The sequence below is a fragment of the Thermomonas sp. genome, from assembly GCF_019104945.1.
Classification (GTDB): Bacteria; Pseudomonadota; Gammaproteobacteria; order Xanthomonadales; family Xanthomonadaceae; genus Thermomonas.
Genome location: NZ_JAHRWW010000014.1, coordinates 146,993 through 166,405 on the forward strand (window position 1 = coordinate 146,993; position 19,413 = coordinate 166,405).

The 19,413-nt window shown below is 59.5% G+C and carries 17 protein-coding genes and 1 pseudogene; 7 read left to right on the top strand and 11 right to left on the bottom strand.

Annotated features, from left to right (window positions below):
* Positions 1-122: 122 nt before the first annotated feature.
* Together KUL77_RS04255 and KUL77_RS04260 are read left to right on the top strand one after the other, a co-directional pair.
* Positions 123-665 (top strand): UPF0149 family protein, encoded by a 543-nt coding sequence (locus KUL77_RS04255; protein WP_297143996.1) that lies wholly within the window; start codon positions 123-125, stop codon positions 663-665.
* A gap of 14 nt (positions 666-679) precedes the next feature.
* Positions 680-2,011 (top strand): aminopeptidase P N-terminal domain-containing protein, encoded by a 1,332-nt coding sequence (locus KUL77_RS04260; RefSeq protein ID WP_297143998.1) that lies wholly within the window; start codon positions 680-682, stop codon positions 2,009-2,011.
* Between the two features lie 8 nt (positions 2,012-2,019).
* On the opposite strand, the gene pepQ is transcribed toward KUL77_RS04260, so the two are convergent.
* From pepQ to pilB, 7 genes are all read right to left on the bottom strand, one after another.
* On the bottom strand, positions 2,020-3,336 hold the full coding sequence (gene pepQ / locus KUL77_RS04265; protein ID WP_297144000.1) for a Xaa-Pro dipeptidase: 1,317 nt from the start codon (positions 3,334-3,336) through the stop codon (positions 2,020-2,022).
* Between the two features lie 60 nt (positions 3,337-3,396).
* Positions 3,397-3,738, bottom strand: coding sequence for a PilZ domain-containing protein (locus KUL77_RS04270; protein WP_297144001.1), 342 nt, complete (start codon positions 3,736-3,738; stop codon positions 3,397-3,399).
* Complete coding sequence (locus KUL77_RS04275) at positions 3,728-5,977, bottom strand: DUF1631 family protein (RefSeq protein WP_297144003.1); 2,250 nt, start codon at positions 5,975-5,977, stop codon at positions 3,728-3,730. The genes KUL77_RS04270 and KUL77_RS04275 overlap by 11 nt, the downstream gene beginning before the upstream one ends.
* A gap of 78 nt (positions 5,978-6,055) precedes the next feature.
* Positions 6,056-7,207: a radical SAM family heme chaperone HemW gene (gene hemW, locus KUL77_RS04280; protein WP_297144005.1), complete on the bottom strand. Its 1,152-nt coding sequence runs from the start codon at positions 7,205-7,207 to the stop codon at positions 6,056-6,058.
* Between the two features lie 6 nt (positions 7,208-7,213).
* On the bottom strand, positions 7,214-8,077 hold the full coding sequence (locus KUL77_RS04285; RefSeq protein WP_297144007.1) for an A24 family peptidase: 864 nt from the start codon (positions 8,075-8,077) through the stop codon (positions 7,214-7,216).
* 6 nt (positions 8,078-8,083) lie between these two features.
* Entirely contained in the window at positions 8,084-9,241 is a 1,158-nt protein-coding gene (locus tag KUL77_RS04290; RefSeq protein WP_297144077.1) for a type II secretion system F family protein, read from the bottom strand.
* Between the two features lie 132 nt (positions 9,242-9,373).
* Entirely contained in the window at positions 9,374-11,101 is a 1,728-nt protein-coding gene (gene pilB, locus KUL77_RS04295) for a type IV-A pilus assembly ATPase PilB (RefSeq protein ID WP_297144009.1), read from the bottom strand.
* A gap of 58 nt (positions 11,102-11,159) precedes the next feature.
* Between pilB and KUL77_RS04300 the strand changes: the two genes are divergently transcribed.
* Entirely contained in the window at positions 11,160-11,285 is a 126-nt protein-coding gene (locus KUL77_RS04300; RefSeq protein WP_297144011.1) for a hypothetical protein, read from the top strand.
* Between the two features lie 187 nt (positions 11,286-11,472).
* Here the strand turns inward: KUL77_RS04300 and KUL77_RS04305 are convergent, their stop codons facing one another.
* The 4 genes and pseudogenes from KUL77_RS04305 to KUL77_RS04320 all read right to left on the bottom strand — a co-directional run.
* Positions 11,473-11,823, bottom strand: coding sequence for a prepilin-type N-terminal cleavage/methylation domain-containing protein (locus tag KUL77_RS04305; RefSeq protein WP_297144013.1), 351 nt, complete (start codon positions 11,821-11,823; stop codon positions 11,473-11,475).
* A gap of 135 nt (positions 11,824-11,958) precedes the next feature.
* Entirely contained in the window at positions 11,959-12,315 is a 357-nt protein-coding gene (locus KUL77_RS04310) for a prepilin-type N-terminal cleavage/methylation domain-containing protein (RefSeq protein ID WP_297144015.1), read from the bottom strand.
* A gap of 341 nt (positions 12,316-12,656) precedes the next feature.
* The gene (locus tag KUL77_RS04315) at positions 12,657-12,956 is read right to left on the bottom strand and encodes a HigA family addiction module antitoxin (protein WP_297144017.1); all 300 of its coding nucleotides are present in this window, start codon (positions 12,954-12,956) and stop codon (positions 12,657-12,659) included.
* Position 12,957: 1 nt separating this feature from the next.
* Positions 12,958-13,044: pseudogene (locus KUL77_RS04320) on the bottom strand (type II toxin-antitoxin system RelE/ParE family toxin); the annotation flags it as partial.
* A 176-nt stretch (positions 13,045-13,220) separates the two neighbouring features.
* Between KUL77_RS04320 and KUL77_RS04325 the strand changes: the two are divergent.
* The 4 genes from KUL77_RS04325 (at position 13,221) to KUL77_RS04340 (ending at position 19,411) form a co-directional block, all read left to right on the top strand.
* Positions 13,221-14,225 carry a class I fructose-bisphosphate aldolase gene (locus KUL77_RS04325; protein WP_297144019.1) on the top strand — a complete coding sequence of 335 codons (1,005 nt, stop codon included), beginning with the start codon at positions 13,221-13,223 and terminating at the stop codon, positions 14,223-14,225.
* Positions 14,226-14,357: 132 nt separating this feature from the next.
* Positions 14,358-15,437, top strand: coding sequence for an efflux RND transporter periplasmic adaptor subunit (locus KUL77_RS04330; protein ID WP_297144021.1), 1,080 nt, complete (start codon positions 14,358-14,360; stop codon positions 15,435-15,437).
* A 4-nt stretch (positions 15,438-15,441) separates the two neighbouring features.
* Complete coding sequence (locus KUL77_RS04335) at positions 15,442-18,576, top strand: efflux RND transporter permease subunit (protein WP_297144023.1); 3,135 nt, start codon at positions 15,442-15,444, stop codon at positions 18,574-18,576.
* Positions 18,569-19,411, top strand: a complete 843-nt coding sequence (locus KUL77_RS04340) for a TrmH family RNA methyltransferase (protein ID WP_297144025.1) — start codon at positions 18,569-18,571, stop codon at positions 19,409-19,411. Before KUL77_RS04335 ends, KUL77_RS04340 begins: the two co-directional genes overlap by 8 nt.
* Positions 19,412-19,413: the final 2 nt, after the last annotated feature.

Genomic DNA, 19,413 nt, shown 5'->3' on the forward strand with positions numbered 1-19,413 from the left:
CGGTGTTTGCTGGCGTTGTGTCGCGTATTTCCCCATGCCGCCAGTGTAGGCGCGGAGGCACATGCAGAACAACAGGCGCAGCGGTTGCTACACTCATCACCTTTCTAGCCAAGGAAGATCGCGTGAGCGATAACGAATTGCCAAGTTGGGACGATGTCCAAGACGCTGCGGATCGGCTGTTACTATCCAGCAGCCCCGCCGAACTGCACGGTGGGCTGTGCGGCTGGCTGGCGGGGGGCGGCATGGATAGCGCAGGCTGGCTGGCGCTGGTGCTGGCCGACCCGGCCCTGCCCACTCCGGCGCAGGGTGACGTGCTCGACCGGCTGCGCACCGCAAGCGCCCTGCAACTGGCCGATTTAGAGTTTGGCTTTCAGCCACTGTTGCCGGACTTTGCCACCGTCACCGCGCGCGCCGATGCGCTGTTTGCTTGGTGCCGCGGGTTCCTCGGCGGGTTTGGCTTGGCCTGCGGCGATAAGCCGTTGTCGGAAGAAAGCCAAGAAGCGTTGAATGACCTCGCAGGGCTAGCGGCGGCAGAACTCGACGATGAAGAAGAAGGCAACGATGAGGAGTCGTTAGCAGAAATTGAAGAATATCTGCGCATGGCCGTGCTGCTGCTGCACGCCGATTGCGTGCTGGGTGCGCAACACCGGCAGCGCTTGCACTAAGGTGAACTAATCCGATGTACCCCATCACCGCCGCGTGGCGTAAAGCACTGGCGCATAGGCGCAAGCAATTGATGGACGCGGCAGGCGACGGCGCTATTTTGGTGCTGCCTGCGGCGCAGGCGCGTGTTCGTAGCCGCGACACCCATTACCCCTACCGGCAAGATTCAGATTTTTGGTATCTCACTGGCTTCGACGAACCCGACGCGGTATTAGTGCTGGTTCCGGGGCGCAAACACGGCGAGTCCATTTTGTTTTGCCGCGAGCGCGACCCCGAGCGTGAAGGTTGGGATGGCCCAAGGCTTGGCCCGGAAGGTGTAATCGACACCCTTGGGCTGGATGACGCCTACCCCATCGACGATATCGACGATATTTTGCCCGGCCTACTGGAAGGCCGCCGCAGCGTGCACTACCACCTAGGCCGTGACGCGGAATTCGACCTTAAACTGATTGGCTGGCTCAATCGCGTGCGTGCGCAGGTACGGCAAGGTGCGCAGCCGCCGCAAGAGTTCTTGGCGCTGGGGCATTTGCTGGATGAAATGCGCCTGTTCAAAAGCGAGGACGAAATTAAGCTGATGCAGCACGCCGCTGACATTAGCGTGGAGGCGCATCGTGCCGCGATGCGGCTGGCGTCTGCTTGCCATTACGAATACGAACTGCAGGCCGAGTTGGAACGCGTGTTTCGTCTGCGTGATGCCCAGCCCGCGTACGCCAGTATCGTTGGTGCTGGGCACAACGGCTGCGTGCTGCACTATGTGGCCAATCGCGGCAAGCTACGCCGCGGCGATTTGGTGCTGGTAGATGCGGGCGCGGAATATCGCGGTTATGCCGCCGATATCACCCGCACGTTTCCTATCAATGGCCGCTTCAGCAAGGCGCAGCGCGCCCTGCATGATCTGGTGTGTGCCGCGCAGGCAGCGGCCCTCGCGCAGGCGCACCCCGGAATAGCTTACGAAGCCGGGCACGAGGCAGCGGTGGCCACCTTGGTTGATGGCTTGCTATCGCTGGGCCTGCTGAAAGGACAGGCCAGTGCGCTAATCGAAAGCGGCGCGTACAAACGCTATTACCGGCACAAAACCGGGCATTGGCTGGGCCTAGACGTGCATGACGTGGGCGAATACCGCATCGACGGCGTATCGCGCCAGCTAGAGCCGGGCATGGTGTTTACCATCGAACCCGGGCTTTATATCCCCGAAGACGATGCCAGCGTCCCTGCGGCTTACCGCGGCATCGGTATTCGGATTGAAGACGATGTGCTGATTACCAAGAGCGGCCACCAGGTGCTCACGGATGCGTTAGAACGCAGCGCCGATGACATTGAGCACCTTATGGATGAAAGCACTGCCTAGCTGGGTTCTTATTCCGCAAACGCCTCGCGGGTAAGGTTCAGTGGGGCGGCTTCGGTGCACACTACGTCATCTTCGATGCGAATACCGCCAAACGGTTTGAACGCTTCCACACGATCCCAATCAACGGTATCGGCCAAGCCCTTTTGCTTCAGTTCGTCCAGCAGCATGTCGATAAAATAGATACCGGGTTCGATGGTGACCGCCATGCCGGGTGCTAGCGTGCGGGTCAGGCGCAGGTACGGGTGGCCGTCGGGCTTGGCCACCGTGCCGCCCGCATCGCCCGCCGCAAACCCCGCTACGTCGTGTACCTGCAGGCCAATACCGTGGCCGATGCCGTGCGGGAAGAATGCGCTCGACACGCCGCGCTCCAGTGCTTCCTCAGGGCTCACCTTCAGCACACCAAATTCTTTGAGCACGCCGGAAAGCAGCAAATGTGCATCCAAATGGATGCGCGCATAGTCGGTACCTGCGCGGACCTTGTCGCAGAGGGCTAACTGCGCGGTGTCCACGGCGCGGATCATCGCCGCAAACTCATCGTCGTGTGTGGAATACGTGCGGGTGATGTCGGAAGCGTAACCGCCAAAACTGGCGCCAGCGTCGATCAGGAAGCTGCGCACCGGCTTGGGCGGCAGGCGATCGCGGTGGGTGTAGTGCAACACCGCGCCGTGCTCATTGAGCGCGATGATATTGCCGTAGGGCAGGTCGTTGGCGTCTTGGCCTGCGGCTTGGCAGTAGGTTAGATGGATGCCGAACTCGCTGCTACCCGCGCGGAACGCACGCTCAGCGGCGCGATGTGCGCGTGCGCCGATGCGGTTGGCTTGGCGCATCATTTCCACTTCATAGGCGGTTTTATAGCCGCGGTGGTATTCCAAGTACTGAATGACCGGCTCTGGGTTGTTGGGCACATAGCCGCCCAATGCACTTTGCGGTTCGCCAAGAATGGCGCAGCGGAACGCGGGTGGCAGCAGGCGCTGTGCATCGTCGGCGCTGCGGATCACTTCAATATCAAAATGCTCGACCCAGTAGCCTGTAGGCATGGCCGGGACGACGTGCCAGTAATCGTGCGGCTGCAGGAAGATGAGCTTGGGGCGCTGTCCGGGTGTGATGATCAGCCAGCTACCGGGGGCTTGAGTCAGCGGCAGCCATGCCTTGAACTGCGGGTTGACCGCATAGGGGTAGTCGCGGTCGTCGAAAACTTGATAGTGCAGCGTACCGCTGGGAATCAGCAAATGCTCAAAACCACCACGCCGCAGCGCTTCCGCAGCGCGCTGTTGCAGCGTGTCGAGATGCTGAGAATAGAGAGGGGCAAGTGTGGCATTAGACATGGCAGGGGCTACGTGTGAACAAGTGTCCATTGTCGCCCATCCAGCGTGTTACTGCAGTGATTAGCCTTCCGGCTGCGCGGTCCACACCTTTAAGCGGTGCGCATCATCGGCAGACGCGCCGAGAAAACGCAGGCCCACCCAAAACTGGCCGGGTGCGGCGGCGCGGTCTTTCCACAGCACATGCGCCCCCAGCTCCAGTGGGCGGCTTGCACCCATGCTATCCGGAAGATTGAAGCGGAATTGAAACAGCGCGTCATCGGGAAGGCTGCGGTTGGCGATCAGCAGCATGCCCCCCACCGAAACATTGCCCAGCTGGCCCACCACTTCTTCGGTAACCGTGTCAAAAACTTCCACTCGGCCCTGCACCGAGCGGCGCGGCTGGCGGCGTGATTCAGCGCCCATCCTGTGCTCCTGTTACCGTACCGCCGGGGGTGTCTGCAAGTTGCTGGAGATTGCCCAGCGCCTCCTTCCAAGCTGCGTTGGCGGGGGCGTTCGCGTGCTCGACGATACGCAGCTGGCCGGCAGCGAGTTTGCGCGCCAAGGTGTCCAGTGTGTCGTTGCCCACGCGCTGGCCGCGGCGGTTGACCAATAACGTCAAGCCCGTCGCTGGGCTGGCCCAAGCAAAGCGGCGGCGCTGTGGTTCGCCGTGTTCGTTATCCATATCGATCCAAGCGGGCAGGCGCAGCTGGGTCAGCTGCTCGTAGGCGGCCTGCTCCTGTGGCGTGCGCTGCGGCAGGTCGGGGCTATCGCTCGCTTCCACCGCGTCTTCACCCAAGCGCGCCCGTGCTTGCAGTTGGGAAAGTAATTTCTCTTGAGACGCGGCGGCGCGTTCGGGCTCGATGTCATTGGTAAGGTGGCGGGCAATCGCACCGGCATCCTCGGTGTGGTAGCCCACTTGTTCAAGCGCGGCGCGAATTTGCCCAATCAGGTCGATCGATGCGGTGCGGTACTTGGACGAAGTGCAGGCATCGAGCAGGCGCGAGGTTACATCGGTGAGCTTCTGCCATGCCTCCGAATGCTCGCCACCACGCAAATGGGCCAGCGAGAGCACGTCGGTCCACGTTTCTTCCATCAGCCGCGCTTGGAACTCGGGCAAAGTGCGGTCGGCCAGCAGGCGGGCGATCTCAGTTCCTGCGCACTGCCGCGCCACCGCGAGCTTCTCACGCCCGCGCGCAGCATCCACCTGCCGCCGCTCGGCCATCTCAGCACGGCGCTGCATGGCCTGCAGGCCCGATTGCAAGGTTTGGTTGGCATCGCTAAACGTGGCTTTATCGCCGGTTTTGTCTTGCTGCACAGACGACGCCGCGCGCTGCAGAAGGCCTAGCCATTGCGCGTCCATATCGTCTTCGGCCAGCCAGTTGGCTCCTGCCTCGGAGAGCGTATCAAGCAGCTCGCGCGCGGGGTGGCTGGGGTTGGTGAAGAATTCTTGGTCACGCAGGGCGATTTGCGTCAGCGGTAGGCGCAGGCGTTCAATCAGCGCCTCGCCGGGGCTGGATTTGCGCAGCTTGCCCTGCAGCTGGGTCATGAACAATTGCAGAAGGTCGAAGCTGTCGTTGTCGGTCTGCGAGAGTGCCACACCGTGGCCGCGCTGCTGGCGGGTTTGTGCCATCAGCATCTGGCGTAGGTCGGCCAATAGGTCAGATTTGTTCGTGGTGCCGTTGCTGAGCTGCTGTAGCGCGGCCAATAGGTCTTCGTGCGGCAATTCTTCGCGCAGGCGGTCGTCCGTGGGTGCGGCACGGAGTTTGCTGAGTAGCGAACGGCGTTGCCCCAGCATGGACTGTAATAGCGCGAACTCTTGATTGGACGGCTGTAGCGGTGCAGCAGGTTCGCGTGGGGCCACTAGCTCGCCAAACGGCGAAAGCGTGTTGCTGTCGGTGTGAGGCGCCGCCGCTGTGGGCGTGGCATCCGCAGCGAGGGTGCCGTCGCTGGTATTGGCGCGCACTCGTACCGGGATAAAACTAAGGTGCGGCAAAATGCCTGATTCCACCAATTTCGCGTTGAAGTTATCGAGCAGCGCCGTGTAGTGCTCAAATAGCACGCGCTCAAACTGTTGGAACAGGTGCATCCGCGCAAGGCGCGAGAGCTTCAGGCTGTCTGATGCTTCACCCAGCGCTTCGCAAAGCTGGCGCGGGCCTAGCGGCACAGTATCGGCTTCAAATGCGGATGTTCCGGCCAAAACGCCAAGCCGGTAGCCAAGCAATTGCAGCCCAAGGCTATTACGCGAGCTGATGCGGCTAGCCATGTTATCCAGCAGCACCTCGTCGCTTATCACGTCTTCGTCGAGCAGGCTCAGCGTCAGCGTTGTTGCCTCTGGTGTGGCCAGAGCCTGCCGCTGACGGGGCTCTTGCAGGTTGGCCAGCGAGGTTTCAATGTGGTTGTAAAACGTGCGGCTGAACATGCGCAGCCCGCCACTTAAACTGCGAATCGAAGCGCTGCGCTCACCTTCCAGCTTAGGGTCACCGCTATGCGGAAGCCGCGCCAGCGACAGCTCGGTCTCCATCATGATGGGGTGAATGAGCTCATCCAGCTGCGAACCGGCGCGCGCCATCAAACCTTGTAAAACAGTACGCGCACGGCGCGGCAGGCGCGCTTGCGCCAAACTGGTAGAAGTGGGATGAGCGGCGTCAGAAGGTACTGCCACGAGCAGCGTTGCCTCTTATATGGAACTTGAATAATGCCATGTTATGCGGGAATGTTGATCCCCTCAATGAGACGCAATTCATTCCAAAAATAGGCCAATGACATCATTAGTAAAGCGGCGGCCTAATTCGGTGGGGCGCAGCCAGTCGTCATCGGCTTCCAGCCAGCCATTTTCGCGTGCTTTGGCCAGTTGCGGCGCAATCGCGCTGCGCGGCAGGCCGGTGCGGGTTTCAAATAACTGCATTGAAACGCCATCGTTCAAGCGCAGCGCGTTGAGCATAAAGTCGAACGGCAAACGCGCTTCGCTCAGAAATTCATCTCCAGCAATCGCGTCTTGCGTACCGGCTTTCTCAAGGTACAGATTCGGATGGCGAATTTTCCAGCGCCGCTGCACCTGCTGCGTCGCCCCCAAGGTCAGCTTGCCGTGCGCGCCCGCACCAATGCCGAAATAATCGCCAAACTTCCAATAGTTCAGGTTATGCGCGCACTGGTGGCCCTCACGCGCATAGGCACTCACTTCGTACTGCGCAAACCCGGCCTGCGCCAGCTGCGCCTGGCAGGCTTCTTGGATATCCCACGCAGCGTCGATATCGGGGATGCCTGCAGGCGGGCGCGCGGCAAACTGCGTATTGGGCTCCAGCGTGAGCTGGTAATGGCTCATATGCGTGGGCGAAAGCGCGATGGCGCGCTCTACGTCGTGCTGTGCCATCGCCAGCGTTTGCTGCGGCAGCGCGTACATCAGGTCGATATTGATATTGGAAAACCCAGCGTCCTGCGCCATTTTGACTGCGCGCTCGGCATCGCCGCTGCTGTGAATGCGGCCGAGGCGCTGCAGGCAGCCGTCGTCAAAACTTTGCACACCAAAGCTCAGCCGGTTCACCCCCGCCGCGCGGTAGCCTTGAAATGGCCCGTGCTCCACCGTGCCGGGGTTGGTTTCCAAGGTGATCTCTGCACCGGGAGCAAAGCGCAGACGCGCGCTGGCCAGCTGCAGAAACCGATCAATGGCCTCCGGTGGAAATAACGATGGCGTGCCGCCGCCAAAAAACACGCTGTGCACCACCCGGCCCCACGCTAAAGGGAGGTCAAAATCGAGGTCGGCAATGAGAGCGTCCACATACGCATCAAATGGCAGCTCGCCGCGTTGTTGGTGCGAGTTGAAGTCGCAGTACGGGCATTTGCGCACGCACCACGGCATGTGGACGTAGAGTGATAACGGCGGTGGCGTGAGCATAAGGGGCTAGCGTAGCCCAGAGAAACGCAAATACGCGTCAACGAGGTCTTGCCCCCACATGAAACTGATCCAGCCGGCGGCCGCCAGATACGGGCCAAACGGAATGGGGGTAGCTTTGTCGCGGCCTTTCACGGTGAGCCAGATCGAGCCGACCACCGCGCCTAAAAGTGATGAAATGAGGATCGTGGGCAAAATACCGGACAGCCCCATCCACGCACCCAGCGCGGCCAGCAGCTTGAAGTCGCCGTGCCCCATGCCTTCTTTGCCGGTGAGCTGTTTGAACACCCAGTACACCGACCATAGGCTCATATAACCCGCCATGGCCCCCAATAACGCGGGCTTTACCGGCATATACAGGCTATCGCTGGCGGCGACCAGCCCCAGCCACATCAGCGGCAGGGTAAGCTGATCGGGTAGCAAGCGGGTACGAAAGTCGATGCCGGAGAGGGCAACCAGAAAGCTGGTAAGCAGCAGCGCGCCAAAGCCCTGCCAGCCAAAGCCAAAACGCCACGCGCAGGCGACAAACAGCAATGCGGTGATGAATTCCACCAGCGGGTATTGGATGGAAATAGGCGTATGGCAGGTGCGACAGCGCCCACGCAGGGCCAACCAGCTCAGCAGCGGGATGTTTTCATACCACGCCAGCTGGCGGTGGCAGTGGGTGCATTGCGAACGCTCCACCACAATGCCGGGCGGCGCAGGGGCGTAAAGCTCGGGTTCTTCCAAAATTTCGCGGGCATCGCGCTTCCACTGCCATTCCAAGCGCGGTGGCAGGCGCAAAATTACTACGTTCAGAAAACTGCCAATCAGCAGGCCAAGTCCGGCCACGGCGGGAAAGCCGAGGCCGGGGTGTGTGTCGAGAAATGCCATGTACGATTAGCCAACAGTTGCTGCGATTTTGAAAATTGGCAAGTACATAGCAACCACGATTGAGCCCACCAAGCCGCCAATGATCACCATCACCATGGGTTCAATTAGGCTGGAGAGCGCGTCTACAGTATTGCTAACTTCTTCTTCATAAAACTCTGCAACTTTATAAAGCATAGAGTCTAGAGCGCCGGACTCCTCGCCAATAGCGGTCATTTGCACCACCATATGTGGGAATAAGTTAACTTGCTTCATTGCTACATTGATGGGGTAGCCCACTGCTACATCTTCTTTAATGGCAAGAATGGCTTTTTCGTAAATTTTGCTGCCCGTGGCGCCAGCAACGCTGTCTAAGGCTTCCACTAGCGGGACGCCTGCAGAAAATGTCACTGCGAGTGTGCGAGAAAAACGGGCAATGGCTGATTCGTTCAGTACTTTCCCAATAACGGGGAGTTTTAACATCATTTTGTCGATGTTGTGGCGAAGAATGTCCGATCGTTTGTAAAAGTAGATAAACGAGCCGACCGCGATTGCTAGAACTATGCCGATTAGCCAGAACCATTTTACAATAATGTCGGAAATTCCGAAAACAAGTCTGCTAAATGCTGGGAGATCGGCTCCGAAGCTGGTGAATGTTTCTTTAAAAATAGGTACTACAAAAATCATTAATACTGCGCTGACAATAATTGCGACGGCAATAACAGCGGCTGGGTAGAAGAGGGCTTTCTTGATTTTCCCTTTAATGCTTTCAATGTTTTCTTTGTAGTCGGCGATGGTTTCCAAGACGGTTTCTAGAACGCCTGAAGCTTCGCCAGCACGCACAAGGTTGCGGAACAGTTCGTCAAACTGCACCGGGTACTGGCTCATTGCTTCGTAAATAGATGCGCCGCCTTCAATATCATTGCGCAAGCTATTGACCATTTTTTTCATGGTCGGGTTTTTGTTGCCGCTACCAATGATCTCCAACGCCTGCACGATGGGCACGCCAGATTTCATCATGGTGGCAATCTGGCGGCTGAAGATCGCAATATCGCGCGCCGAAACTTTTTTAGCTGCCCCGCCAAACAGCGGCTTGGGCTTGGGCTTCACCACGGTGGGGGTGATGCCCTGCTTGCGTAGGTCGGCGCGCAGCAAGTTGGCGTTGCGTGCCAACTGCTCGCCTTTCATCACCTTGCCGCGTTTGTCGCGGCCCTGCCAGACAAATTCTTCCAACGGGTTGAGGCGGCGCGCATCGGCGCGTTCCTTGGCCTTGGTAACCGCTGCTCGGCGTGCAGACATGACGATCCCCTTCAGTCTCTTTTAGTCTTTAGTAACACGGTTGATTTCAATGAGGCTGGTGATCCCCTGTTTCACCTTATCCAACGCGGAGCGCCGCAAATCGCGGACGCCGCTGCGCAGGGAGGCCTCGGTCAATTCCTGCACATTACCACCGGCCAGCACGATTTGCTGAATTTCTTCGGTCATGGGCATGACCTGATAGATGCCCGCGCGGCCCTTGTAGCCGCCGGTACAGTCTTGGCAGCCCACCGCTTCATACACAGTAATGCCCTCGTGGATCTCATCGGCGGTGAAGCCTTCGGCCAATAAGGCGTGCTCCGGCAGGTGCTGCGGGCGCTTGCAGTCGTGCAGGCGGCGCACCAAGCGCTGGGCGATCACCAGGTTGACCGAGCTGGTGATGTTGTAGGGGGCAATGCCCATGTTCATCATGCGCGCGATGGTTTGTGGGGCATCGTTGGTGTGTAGAGTAGACAGCACCATATGGCCGGTTTGCGCGGCTTTCACTGCAATTTCGGCGGTTTCAAGGTCGCGGATTTCGCCCACCATGATCACGTCCGGGTCTTGGCGCAGGAAGCTGCGCAAGGCGGCGGCGAAGGTCATCCCGCGTTTGGCGTTTTGCTGCACCTGGTTAACGCCGGGCAGGCGGATTTCCACCGGGTCTTCCACCGTGCTGATATTGCGGGTTTCATCGTTCAAGATGCCAAGCGCGGTGTACAGGCTCACGGTTTTACCCGAGCCGGTGGGGCCGGTGACCAGCACCATGCCGTAAGGTTTGTGGATGGAGTCGAGAAAGAGCTTTTGCTGCTCTGGCTCGTAGCCCAGTTTTTCGATACCCATCTTGGCGGCGCTGCCGTCCAAGATACGCAGCACGATTTTTTCGCCAAACAGCGTGGGCAGGGTGCTCACACGGAAGTCGATCTGCTTGGACTTGCTGAGGTTCAGCTTGATACGGCCGTCTTGCGGGATGCGCTTTTCGGCAATGTCCAGCTGCGCCATCACCTTGATGCGTGCGGCAATGCGGGAATGCAGTTTCACCGGCACTTTTTTGGCAATCTTCAAAATACCGTCGATGCGGTAGCGCACCCGGTAGTCGGTTTCGTAAGGTTCAAAGTGAATGTCCGACGCGCCACGGCGAATGGCGTCCACCAAGGCTTTGTTAACGAACTTGACCACCGGCTTGTCGTCACCGTTGGCATCTACGCCGGTGTCGTTGCTGAAGTCATCGTCGCCAGCGGCGCTAGACTCTAGCCCTTCCAAGCCTTCGGCATCGTCCAGCTCGTCATTAAACGACTCGGCGGCCTCCAACCATTGGTCGAGGCTCTTTTTAATGCGCTCGGCATCCACCAAAATGGGTTCAACCGCCAAGTTGGTGTGGAACTTCAGCTCCTCCAGTGCTTGGTTGTTGGTGGGGTCGGAGGTGCCCACAAACAGGCGCCCGCCGCGTTTGAACAGTGGCAGCACGTTGTGCTTGCGCAGCAGCTCTTCTTTCACCAACGAAACCGCCGACTGCGCCGGGTCAATGGCCAGCGCGTCCACCAGCGGCATGCCAAACTCCACCGAATTCGCCGCCGCCAGCGCAGCCGGGGTGGTGAGCTTGTGGTCAAGCAGGTACGCCGCAAGCGGGGTTTTTTCCACCGTGGCGCGCTCCATGGCGCGGCGCGCGGCAGCTTCGTCCAGCGCACCGTCTTGCACAAGGCGGCGGGCAATACCGGTGATACCCATCAAGTTGGGGGCTGCAGCTGTGTTCATCTGGTTGGGTTTCTCAAGGTTTACGGCATAACTTTAACGTAAACGTAGAAATTGGCCTATGGCGGCCGCAGGGGAGCTGCTCGATGTGTTGCGCGCAATGGGCTATACCCTGCTGCGTATCGATCGGCAGGGACTGCCCATTTTAGATGAAATGCGCCAGCGTTTTACCAAAGATGATGATTGATACAGTGCGCAATTCCCGGGGATGGATCAAAGTCTGCCGAGGGGGGTGATCGCCTGTATCAGTGCTTCCCCAGACAGCCAATCACCGCCATGCACATACTTGCACTGACCGGCAATAACGGCATTGGCTGGTTGGGCTACCGCGCTCCCCGGGTGTGTGTGGGGGGGGCGGACAAGATCAGATTGCTTTATGGCGAATGTGTGCAGTTGCCTGCGCCGTTGGTTAGGTCGCAGGTGACGGTGCCAGTGCCTGGGGCACGGGGGGTGCCAGTGATGGGGGTGCTAAAATTACTGAAGCCACTGGCGTCAGTGGTGCCAGAACAGGCTCCATTGTGGGGGGCTGGGACAGTACCTGTGGGGTCGCTGATGCCTGCGAGAGCCGTGTGGGCGTATGACTTAAGTTCCATCATGCAGGCGCGATTGGCGGCACGGATGGTGTATTGCTGGTAGGCGGGCAGGGCGATGGCGGCAAGGATGGCGATAATGGCCACCACGATCATCAGCTCAATGAGGGTGAAGCCGTGCGCGCGCGATTTCATGAAGGTGGCCTGTCAAGTATCTTGGTGTTGACAGGATGTAGCAAGATGTGTGCCAGTAGTGGGTGGCGCGGTAGTCTAGACAAAAAAGAGGGGCCGAAGCCCCTCTTCTTGATGCACGAGCGAAACGGGCGAGAATTAGTTGCCCGAAGCCGACGTGTAGGTGCAGGTGCCACCGGTGGCCATCGCACAGGTCACGGCTGCGTCACCGTTGCCGGCGGCGGTGGCGGTGATGTCGGTAATGGTGGCCAGAGTCATGCCGGAGGCATCGGTAGTGCCGGTGCAGGCGCTGATGTTCGGCACGGCCGGGGCGCGGTTGTCGTTGATGTCGGCCAGCACGGTGTTGGCATACGCCTTGGCTTCCGCCAAGCAGGCGCGGTTGGCCGACTTGATGGTGTAGTTCTGGTAGGCCGGCAGCGCAATGGCAGCCAGAATGGCAATGATCGCCACGACGATCATCAGTTCGATCAGGGTGAAGCCTTGTTGCTTGTTCATAGGTGTATCCCCAGGGTTAGGTTTGAGTTTCACGCACCGGCGTTGCCCGTTGGTACCGGTCCCGAAACGGGCTCGGTGGTGCGTGCAGGTGTATTAAAGCAGGAACCATGCCAAAACTGCAAAGCATGACTTTATTCCTGTTTTGCCTTTGGCGAAGCACTTCCCCCTGCCGTCGGCTGGGGAAGTGTACGACACTTTGCGTCACAGGGTGACGTAAGTTTGCGAAGTGTGCGGTGGGTCGGGTTTGTGGGGGGGGTATGGGCTTGTCAGGGTTATGCCGCTGGCCGATCAAAGGTGCTGTGAGGCATTTTGCAAGCCCGGGTTTTTGGAGGGCTTTTGAGTTAGGCCGCCGCTTTCAATGGATGAATTTTTGCCAGCGTAGCGGCCAAAGCATCACGTGCGGTTTCCATGTCGAACCGGGCTTGCCCACGCAAAAAATAGCCGTCGGACAAGCCGAAGAAACGGCATAGGCGCAAATCTGTATCGGCAGTGATGGCGCGCCTTCCGGCCACAATCTCGCCAATACGCTGCGCCGGAACGGCAATCTCTTTTGCTAGCCGGTAGTTGCTGATGCCCAGCGCTTCCATGAAGTCGTGTTTTAGTACTTCGCCAGGATGAATAGGGCTGAGTTTACGTGTCATGGTCATTGATGCGAATGCTGTGCTGGCCTTTGCGGTCACGGTGCAGGGCTTCCAGCTTGTTACCCGGTGGAATGCGCAAGTCATCCAACCGGCCTGCAAGTCACGTCCAATCTGGATTATAGCTCCGTCTGATTTGGATTCTGAGCCCGTCCAATTTGGAATCTGCCGTTCTGCGGCCTCTTCCCAATTCATGGCTCATGCCCGCGCACCGCTGCCCCCGCTATACTACGCAGATAATTCCATTCGCCAGCTGAGCCTTTGTCTATGAGCATTGAACAACTCGCAGAAACCGCCCGTGCCATGGTTGCCCCGGGGAAGGGCATCATTGCAATCGACGAGTCTTCTTCTACCTGTAAGAAACGCTTTGACGGTGTGGGCATCGAGTGCACCGAAGAGAACCGCCGCGCTTACCGCGAGCTGCTGCTCACCGCGCCAAACGCGAACCAGTACCTGTCTGGTGCAATTTTGTTTGACGAAACCCTACGTCAGTCCACCAAGAGTGGCGTACCGTTTGCTAAATACATGCTGGACAATGGCATGATCCCCGGCATCAAGGTGGATAAGGGCACCCATCCGCTGGCCGGTTTCCCGGGCGAGGTGGTCACTGAAGGGCTTGATGGCCTGCGTGATCGCCTGAAGGAGTATTACAAGCTGGGCGCGCGTTTTGCTAAGTGGCGTGCGGTGATCAATATCGGTGACGACATCCCTTCCGGCACCTGCATCGAGGCCAATAGCCACGCACTGGCCCGCTATGCTGCGCTATGCCAAGAGGCTGGGCTGGTGCCGATGGTTGAGCCGGAAGTGTTGATGGACGGTAATCACGATATTGGCACTTGCTATGAAGTTACCGAAGTGGTGCTGCGCTCGCTGTTTGATGCGCTGTACAACCAAAGCGTGATGCTGGAAGGCACCATTTTGAAGGCTTCTATGGTGGTGGCGGGTAAAGACTGCGAAGAGCAGGCCAGCGTTGAGGAAGTGGCCGAGTCCACCTTGATGTGCCTGAAGTCGGCGGTGCCGGCCATTCTGCCGGGCATCGTGTTTTTGTCTGGCGGCCAGAGCGACCACGATGCCACCGCGCATCTGGATGCAATGAACCGCATGGGCCCGAACCCGTGGCCGCTGAGCTTCAGCTATGGCCGCGCCATGCAGCAAGCGGCGCTGAAGCTGTGGGCGGCTGATATGACCGGCAACTACGCCAAAGCCCAGCAAACAGTGTTTGAACGCGCCAAAGCCAACGGCCTAGCCGCGCTGGGGCAGTGGGAAGGTTGAGCTTTTGCGGTAGCGTGTCACCAAACGCCGGCCTTGTGTCGGCGTTTGTGTATATGAACGTCTAAACCAACGGCACGTGTGGGGCCCGCTGTTGGGCGGGTAGAATCGGCAACCCGTTGAATGAGTTTCATTATGGCTCCGCGTTTTTTGCCGCTTTGTTTCGCCTTGCTGGCGTTGTTTGGGCTTTCGGCTTGCAATAAGGAAGCCAAAACTGGTCCCGGTGCAGGCGGTGGGCGCAGTAGCGGGCCGGTGCCGGTGGAAGTGGCCATCGTGCGCGCGCAAGACTGGCAAGACACGCTGCGCGCGCTGGGAACGGTGAAGGCGCGCGAGGCGGTGACGGTTACCGCCAAGGTGAGCGAGACCGTTGCCAAGGTGCATTTTGAAAGTGGGCAAGAGGTGGCCAAAGGCGCACCGCTGGTGACACTGAGCGGGTCGCAGCAGGACGCGCTGCTGGCGCAGGCGCAGGCGCAGCAAAAAGAAGCACAGCTGCAATTTCAGCGGCAAGAACAGCTACTCAAGCAGCAGCTAATTGCGCGGGCAACGCTAGATTCGGCCAAGGCCACGCTAGATTCCGCCAATGCGCAGGTGGCACAGATTCGGGCCAATTTATCCGACCGTGTGATTCGCGCACCGTTTGCGGGTGTGCTGGGCATTCGCCAAGTAAGCCCCGGTGCGTTGGTAACGCCGGGCACGGTAATTGCCACGCTGGACGATATCGCCCATGTGTATGTCGATTTCCCCGTGCCTGAAACCGAGTTGGCTGGCGTGGCAGCGGGGCAGGCCATTACCGGCAGCGTGGGCGCTTACCCCGCGCAGCGTTTTGACGGCCAAGTAGATACCGTGGCGGCGCGGCTTGATGCCGCCACCCGAGCCGCCACAGTGCGCGGTGATTTTGCTAACCCTAAGCACCTGCTCAAACCCGGTATGCTGGTCAACGTGGCACTGGTGCGCGGCGTGCGCCAAGCGCTGGTGGTGCCGGAACTGGCGGTGCAGCAGATTGGCAGTGAAACCTTTATTTGGAAGGTTAAAGCCGATGACACGGTGGAGAAGGCCGATATCGTGGTGGGCGGGCGCACCCCCGGCTTAGTGATGGTGAGCGAAGGTATTGCCGCCGGGGACCGCATCGTGACCGAAGGCACCGGCAAGCTCCAGCCCGGCATGAAGATCGCCGCAGGCGGCGCTGCGCCTGCTGGCCAGAGCGCGGCGAAGTAACGCTATGAAGCTGTCTGATCTTTCTATCAAGCGGCCAGTGCTGGCCGTGGTGATGAGCCTGCTGCTGATTGTCTTGGGCATCATGTCGTTTCTGCGGCTCACCCTGCGCGAGCTTCCGGCGATTGACCCGCCAATTGTGTCGGTGTCGGTAGACTACCCCGGAGCCTCAGCGGGCGTGGTGGAAACCCGAGTGACTAAGCCGCTAGAAGATGCACTGGCGGGCATCGAAGGCATCAATACGATTGATTCCAATAGCCAAAACGGCAGCTCACGCATCAGTATTGAATTTTACGCCTCGCGTGATATTGAAGCGGCGGCCAACGACGTGCGCAACGCGGTAAGCCGTGTGGCCGACCGTATGCCTGAGGAAGCCCAGCCGCCAGAAATCAGCAAGGTGGAAGCCGATTCTGACGCAATCATTTGGCTGAATCTGCGCTCCACGTCGATGGACCAGATGCAGATGTCGGACTATGCGCAGCGCTATCTGGTGGATCGGTTCTCCAGCTTGCAAGGTGTGGCGCGTGTGTTTTTGGGCGGCAGCCAGCGCTATGCCATGCGTGTGTGGTTAGACGGCGATAAGCTTGCCGCGCGCGGGCTAACTGCCGGCGATGTAGAAAGCGCGCTGCGCAATGAAAACGTCGAGCTTGGCGCAGGCCGTATTGAATCTACCAACCGCGATTTTATTTTGCGCGTTGCACGCGACTACACCAGCGCCGAAGCCTTCGCACAAATGCCGCTGGGCAAAGGCGCAGATGGTTATGTGGTGCGGCTGGGGGATGTGGCGAAGGTAGCGCTGGAATCTACCGAACGGCGCGCGTATTACCACAGTAACGGCGAACCGGCGATGGGGATTGGCATCGTCAAAACCTCCACTGCCAATAGTTTGGAAGTGGCGCAAGAAGCCATTGCCGAAGCCGACCGCATTCGCCCCACCTTGCCGAATGGCACCGATATTTATGTGGCTTATGACAGCACCACGTTTATTTCGGCGGCGGTAGAGCGGGTGTATGAAACCCTGTTTGAAGCCATCGCCTTGGTGTTGGTGGTGATCTGGTTGTTCCTTGGCAGTGTGCGCGCGGCGATGATCCCAGCGGTCACGGTGCCGGTGTGCGTCATTGCATCCTTCATTGCGCTGTATGCGTTTGGTTTTTCCATCAACCTGCTCACGCTATTAGCATTGGTGCTGTGTATTGGCTTGGTGGTGGACGACGCCATCGTGGTGGTGGAAAACATCCAGCGCCGTGTCGATTTAGGCGAGCCTGCCTTGGTGGCGGCCAAACGCGGCACCAAGCAGGTGGCGTTTGCGGTGTTGGCCACTACCGCGGTGTTGGTGGCGGTCTTCTTGCCGGTGGGTTTTTTGCAGGGCAATACCGGGCGGCTGTTCCGCGAGTTGTCGGTGGCCTTGGCCTCGGCGGTGGCGATTTCGGCCTTCGTCGCACTGACGCTTACGCCGATGCTGGCCTCAAAGCTGCTGCGCCCGCACAGCGGCCCGCAGGCCGCGCGCGAAAACCGCGTGAGCCTATGGCTCAATGCGCGCTTTCATAGCTTGGCAACGGCCTATCACCGCGTGCTGGATCGCCATATTCACCGTGTATGGCTGTTTGCGTCGATCATGCTGGCGGCCGTGGTGGGGCTGGTGGTGTTGTTCAAAACCCTGCCCAGCGAACTGGCGCCCACGGAAGACCGTGGTTCCTTCATGCTGTCGATGGAAGGCCCAGAAGGCGCGGGTTACGACTACACCGTGGGCCAGATGAAGAAGGTGGAAGCCATTTTGGGGCAAGAAACCGGGCCGGATAAATCTATTTTGCGCGCCAACCCACGTGTGCCTGGTGGCTGGGGTGCCAGCGAAGAAATGCACACCGGGCGCGCCATGATCTTTCTTCAGCCTTGGGATAAGCGCGAGCAAAGCACGGTACAGCTGGCGGCAGAGTTGGAGAAAAAATTCTCCGGCCTCACCGGGGTGAAAGTACGCACCATGGCCGGTGGTGGCTTGGTGCGCAGCCGTGGGCAGCCGTTCCAGTTGGTCTTGGGTGGGCCAGATTACAAAGAGCTGGCCGGTTGGCGCGACATCATGCTGGCCAAAATGGCGGAAAACCCCGGCTTTGTGGGTCCAGATTCAGACTACAAAGAAACCCGGCCGCAGATGCGTGTGGTGATCGACCGTGCGCGCGCGGCCGACCTTGGCGTATCGGCCACCGAAATTGGTAAAGCGCTAGAAACTATGATGGGCGGCCGCCGCGTCACTACCTTTGTGGATAACGGCGAAGAGTACGACGTGAAGCTGCAGGCCGAACGCAAGGGGCGTGACTCCGTAGCCGCGCTGGATGCTCTGCAGGTGCGTGGGCGCGGCGGCGCACTGGTGCCGTTATCGAATTTGGTGACGCTAAAAGAAATTGCCGAGCCCGGCACGTTGAACCGCTTTAACCGCCTGCGTTCGATCACCCTCAGCGCACGCTTGGCGGAAGGCTATCCGCTGGGTGACGCGGTGGCATGGGCGCAGCAAACCGCACGCGATAGCCTGCCCGATTACGCGCAGATCAGTTGGAAGGGCGAGTCGCGCGAGCTGCAGCAGTCGGGCAGCGAAGTATTGATCACCTTCGCGTTGGCGCTGCTCATTGTGTATCTGGCCTTGGCCGCGCAGTTTGAGAGTTTCCTGCATCCGCTGGTGATCATGCTGACCGTGCCGCTGGGTGTGCTGGGCGCGCTGATTGGTCTGTGGGTTACGCACGGAACGGTGAATTTGTTCTCGCAGATCGGCATTGTGATGTTGGTGGGGCTTGCCGCTAAAAACGGTATCTTGATTGTGGAGTTTGCCAACCAGCTGCGCGATGAAGGGCGCTCCATTCACGAGGCCATCGTGGAAGCGGCGTCCATTCGCCTACGCCCCATTTTGATGACTTCCATTGCCACCGTAATGGGCGCGGTGCCACTGGTGATTTTTGGTGGCCCGGGTGCGGCAAGCCGTGCCACGATCGGTGTGGTGGTGGTGTTTGGCGTGTCGTTCTCTACCTTGCTGTCTCTGTTTGTTGTGCCTGCGTTCTATGCCTTGCTGGCAAAATACACGCGTTCGCCGGAAGAGCTGGCGCACAAACTTGACACATTAGATGCGGAAACCCCGCAGGTAGGCGGACATGCGTGAGCACGACGGTCATTCTCCTTGGAAATCACGTGCCCCGCGCACCCCACGCACCCCGCGCCATGAAGCGCCAGTGGCAGAAGCCCCTGTTCACCCCGCACGCGCACAGCGTGACGTAGAGCTGCGTCTGTATGGTTTGAACGCCGTGCAGGCGGTGTTTGCCAAGCGCCCGCAGGCTATTCGCAAAGTGTATTTGGCTGAAGCGCGTATCCCGCAGTTACAGCCCTTGCTGAAATGGTGCGTGGCCAACAAGGTGGGTTACCGCGTGGTTGAAGACGCCGACCTGCAAAAGCTGGCCGCCAGCAGCCACCACGAAGGGGTGGTGGCCGAAGTGCTGCGCGCCGAGCCTCTGGCGCTATCGAACTGGTTGCGTGATCTTCCTGCCGGGCCGCAATGCGCGCTGTGGCTGGATGGCGTGGGCAACCCGCACAACCTTGGTGCGATCTTGCGCAGCGCCGCACATTTTGGCGTTAGCGCGATTTTGCTGCCGAAGCATTCCCCGTTGGCACTGTCTGGTGCAGCGGCACGCGTGGCCGAAGGTGGGGCCGAGTCGCTGCCATTTGTGCGGCTGGGACGCGAAGACAATAGCTTCGCGCAATTACGCAGTGCCGGTTTCCAATTGGCCGCTACGGTGGTGCGCGGCGGCGCGGATCTGTTTGCCACGCCTCTGCCCGAGCGTTTGATTTATGTGCTGGGCGCGGAAGGGGCGGGGATGTCTGGTGAACTTGCAGCCGCCTGCGACCTGCGCCTATCCATTCCCGGTAGTGGCGCGGTGGAAAGCCTCAACGTGGCCTCGGCGACTGCCGTGCTGCTCGCCAGCTGGGCGCACGCACGCTGAGC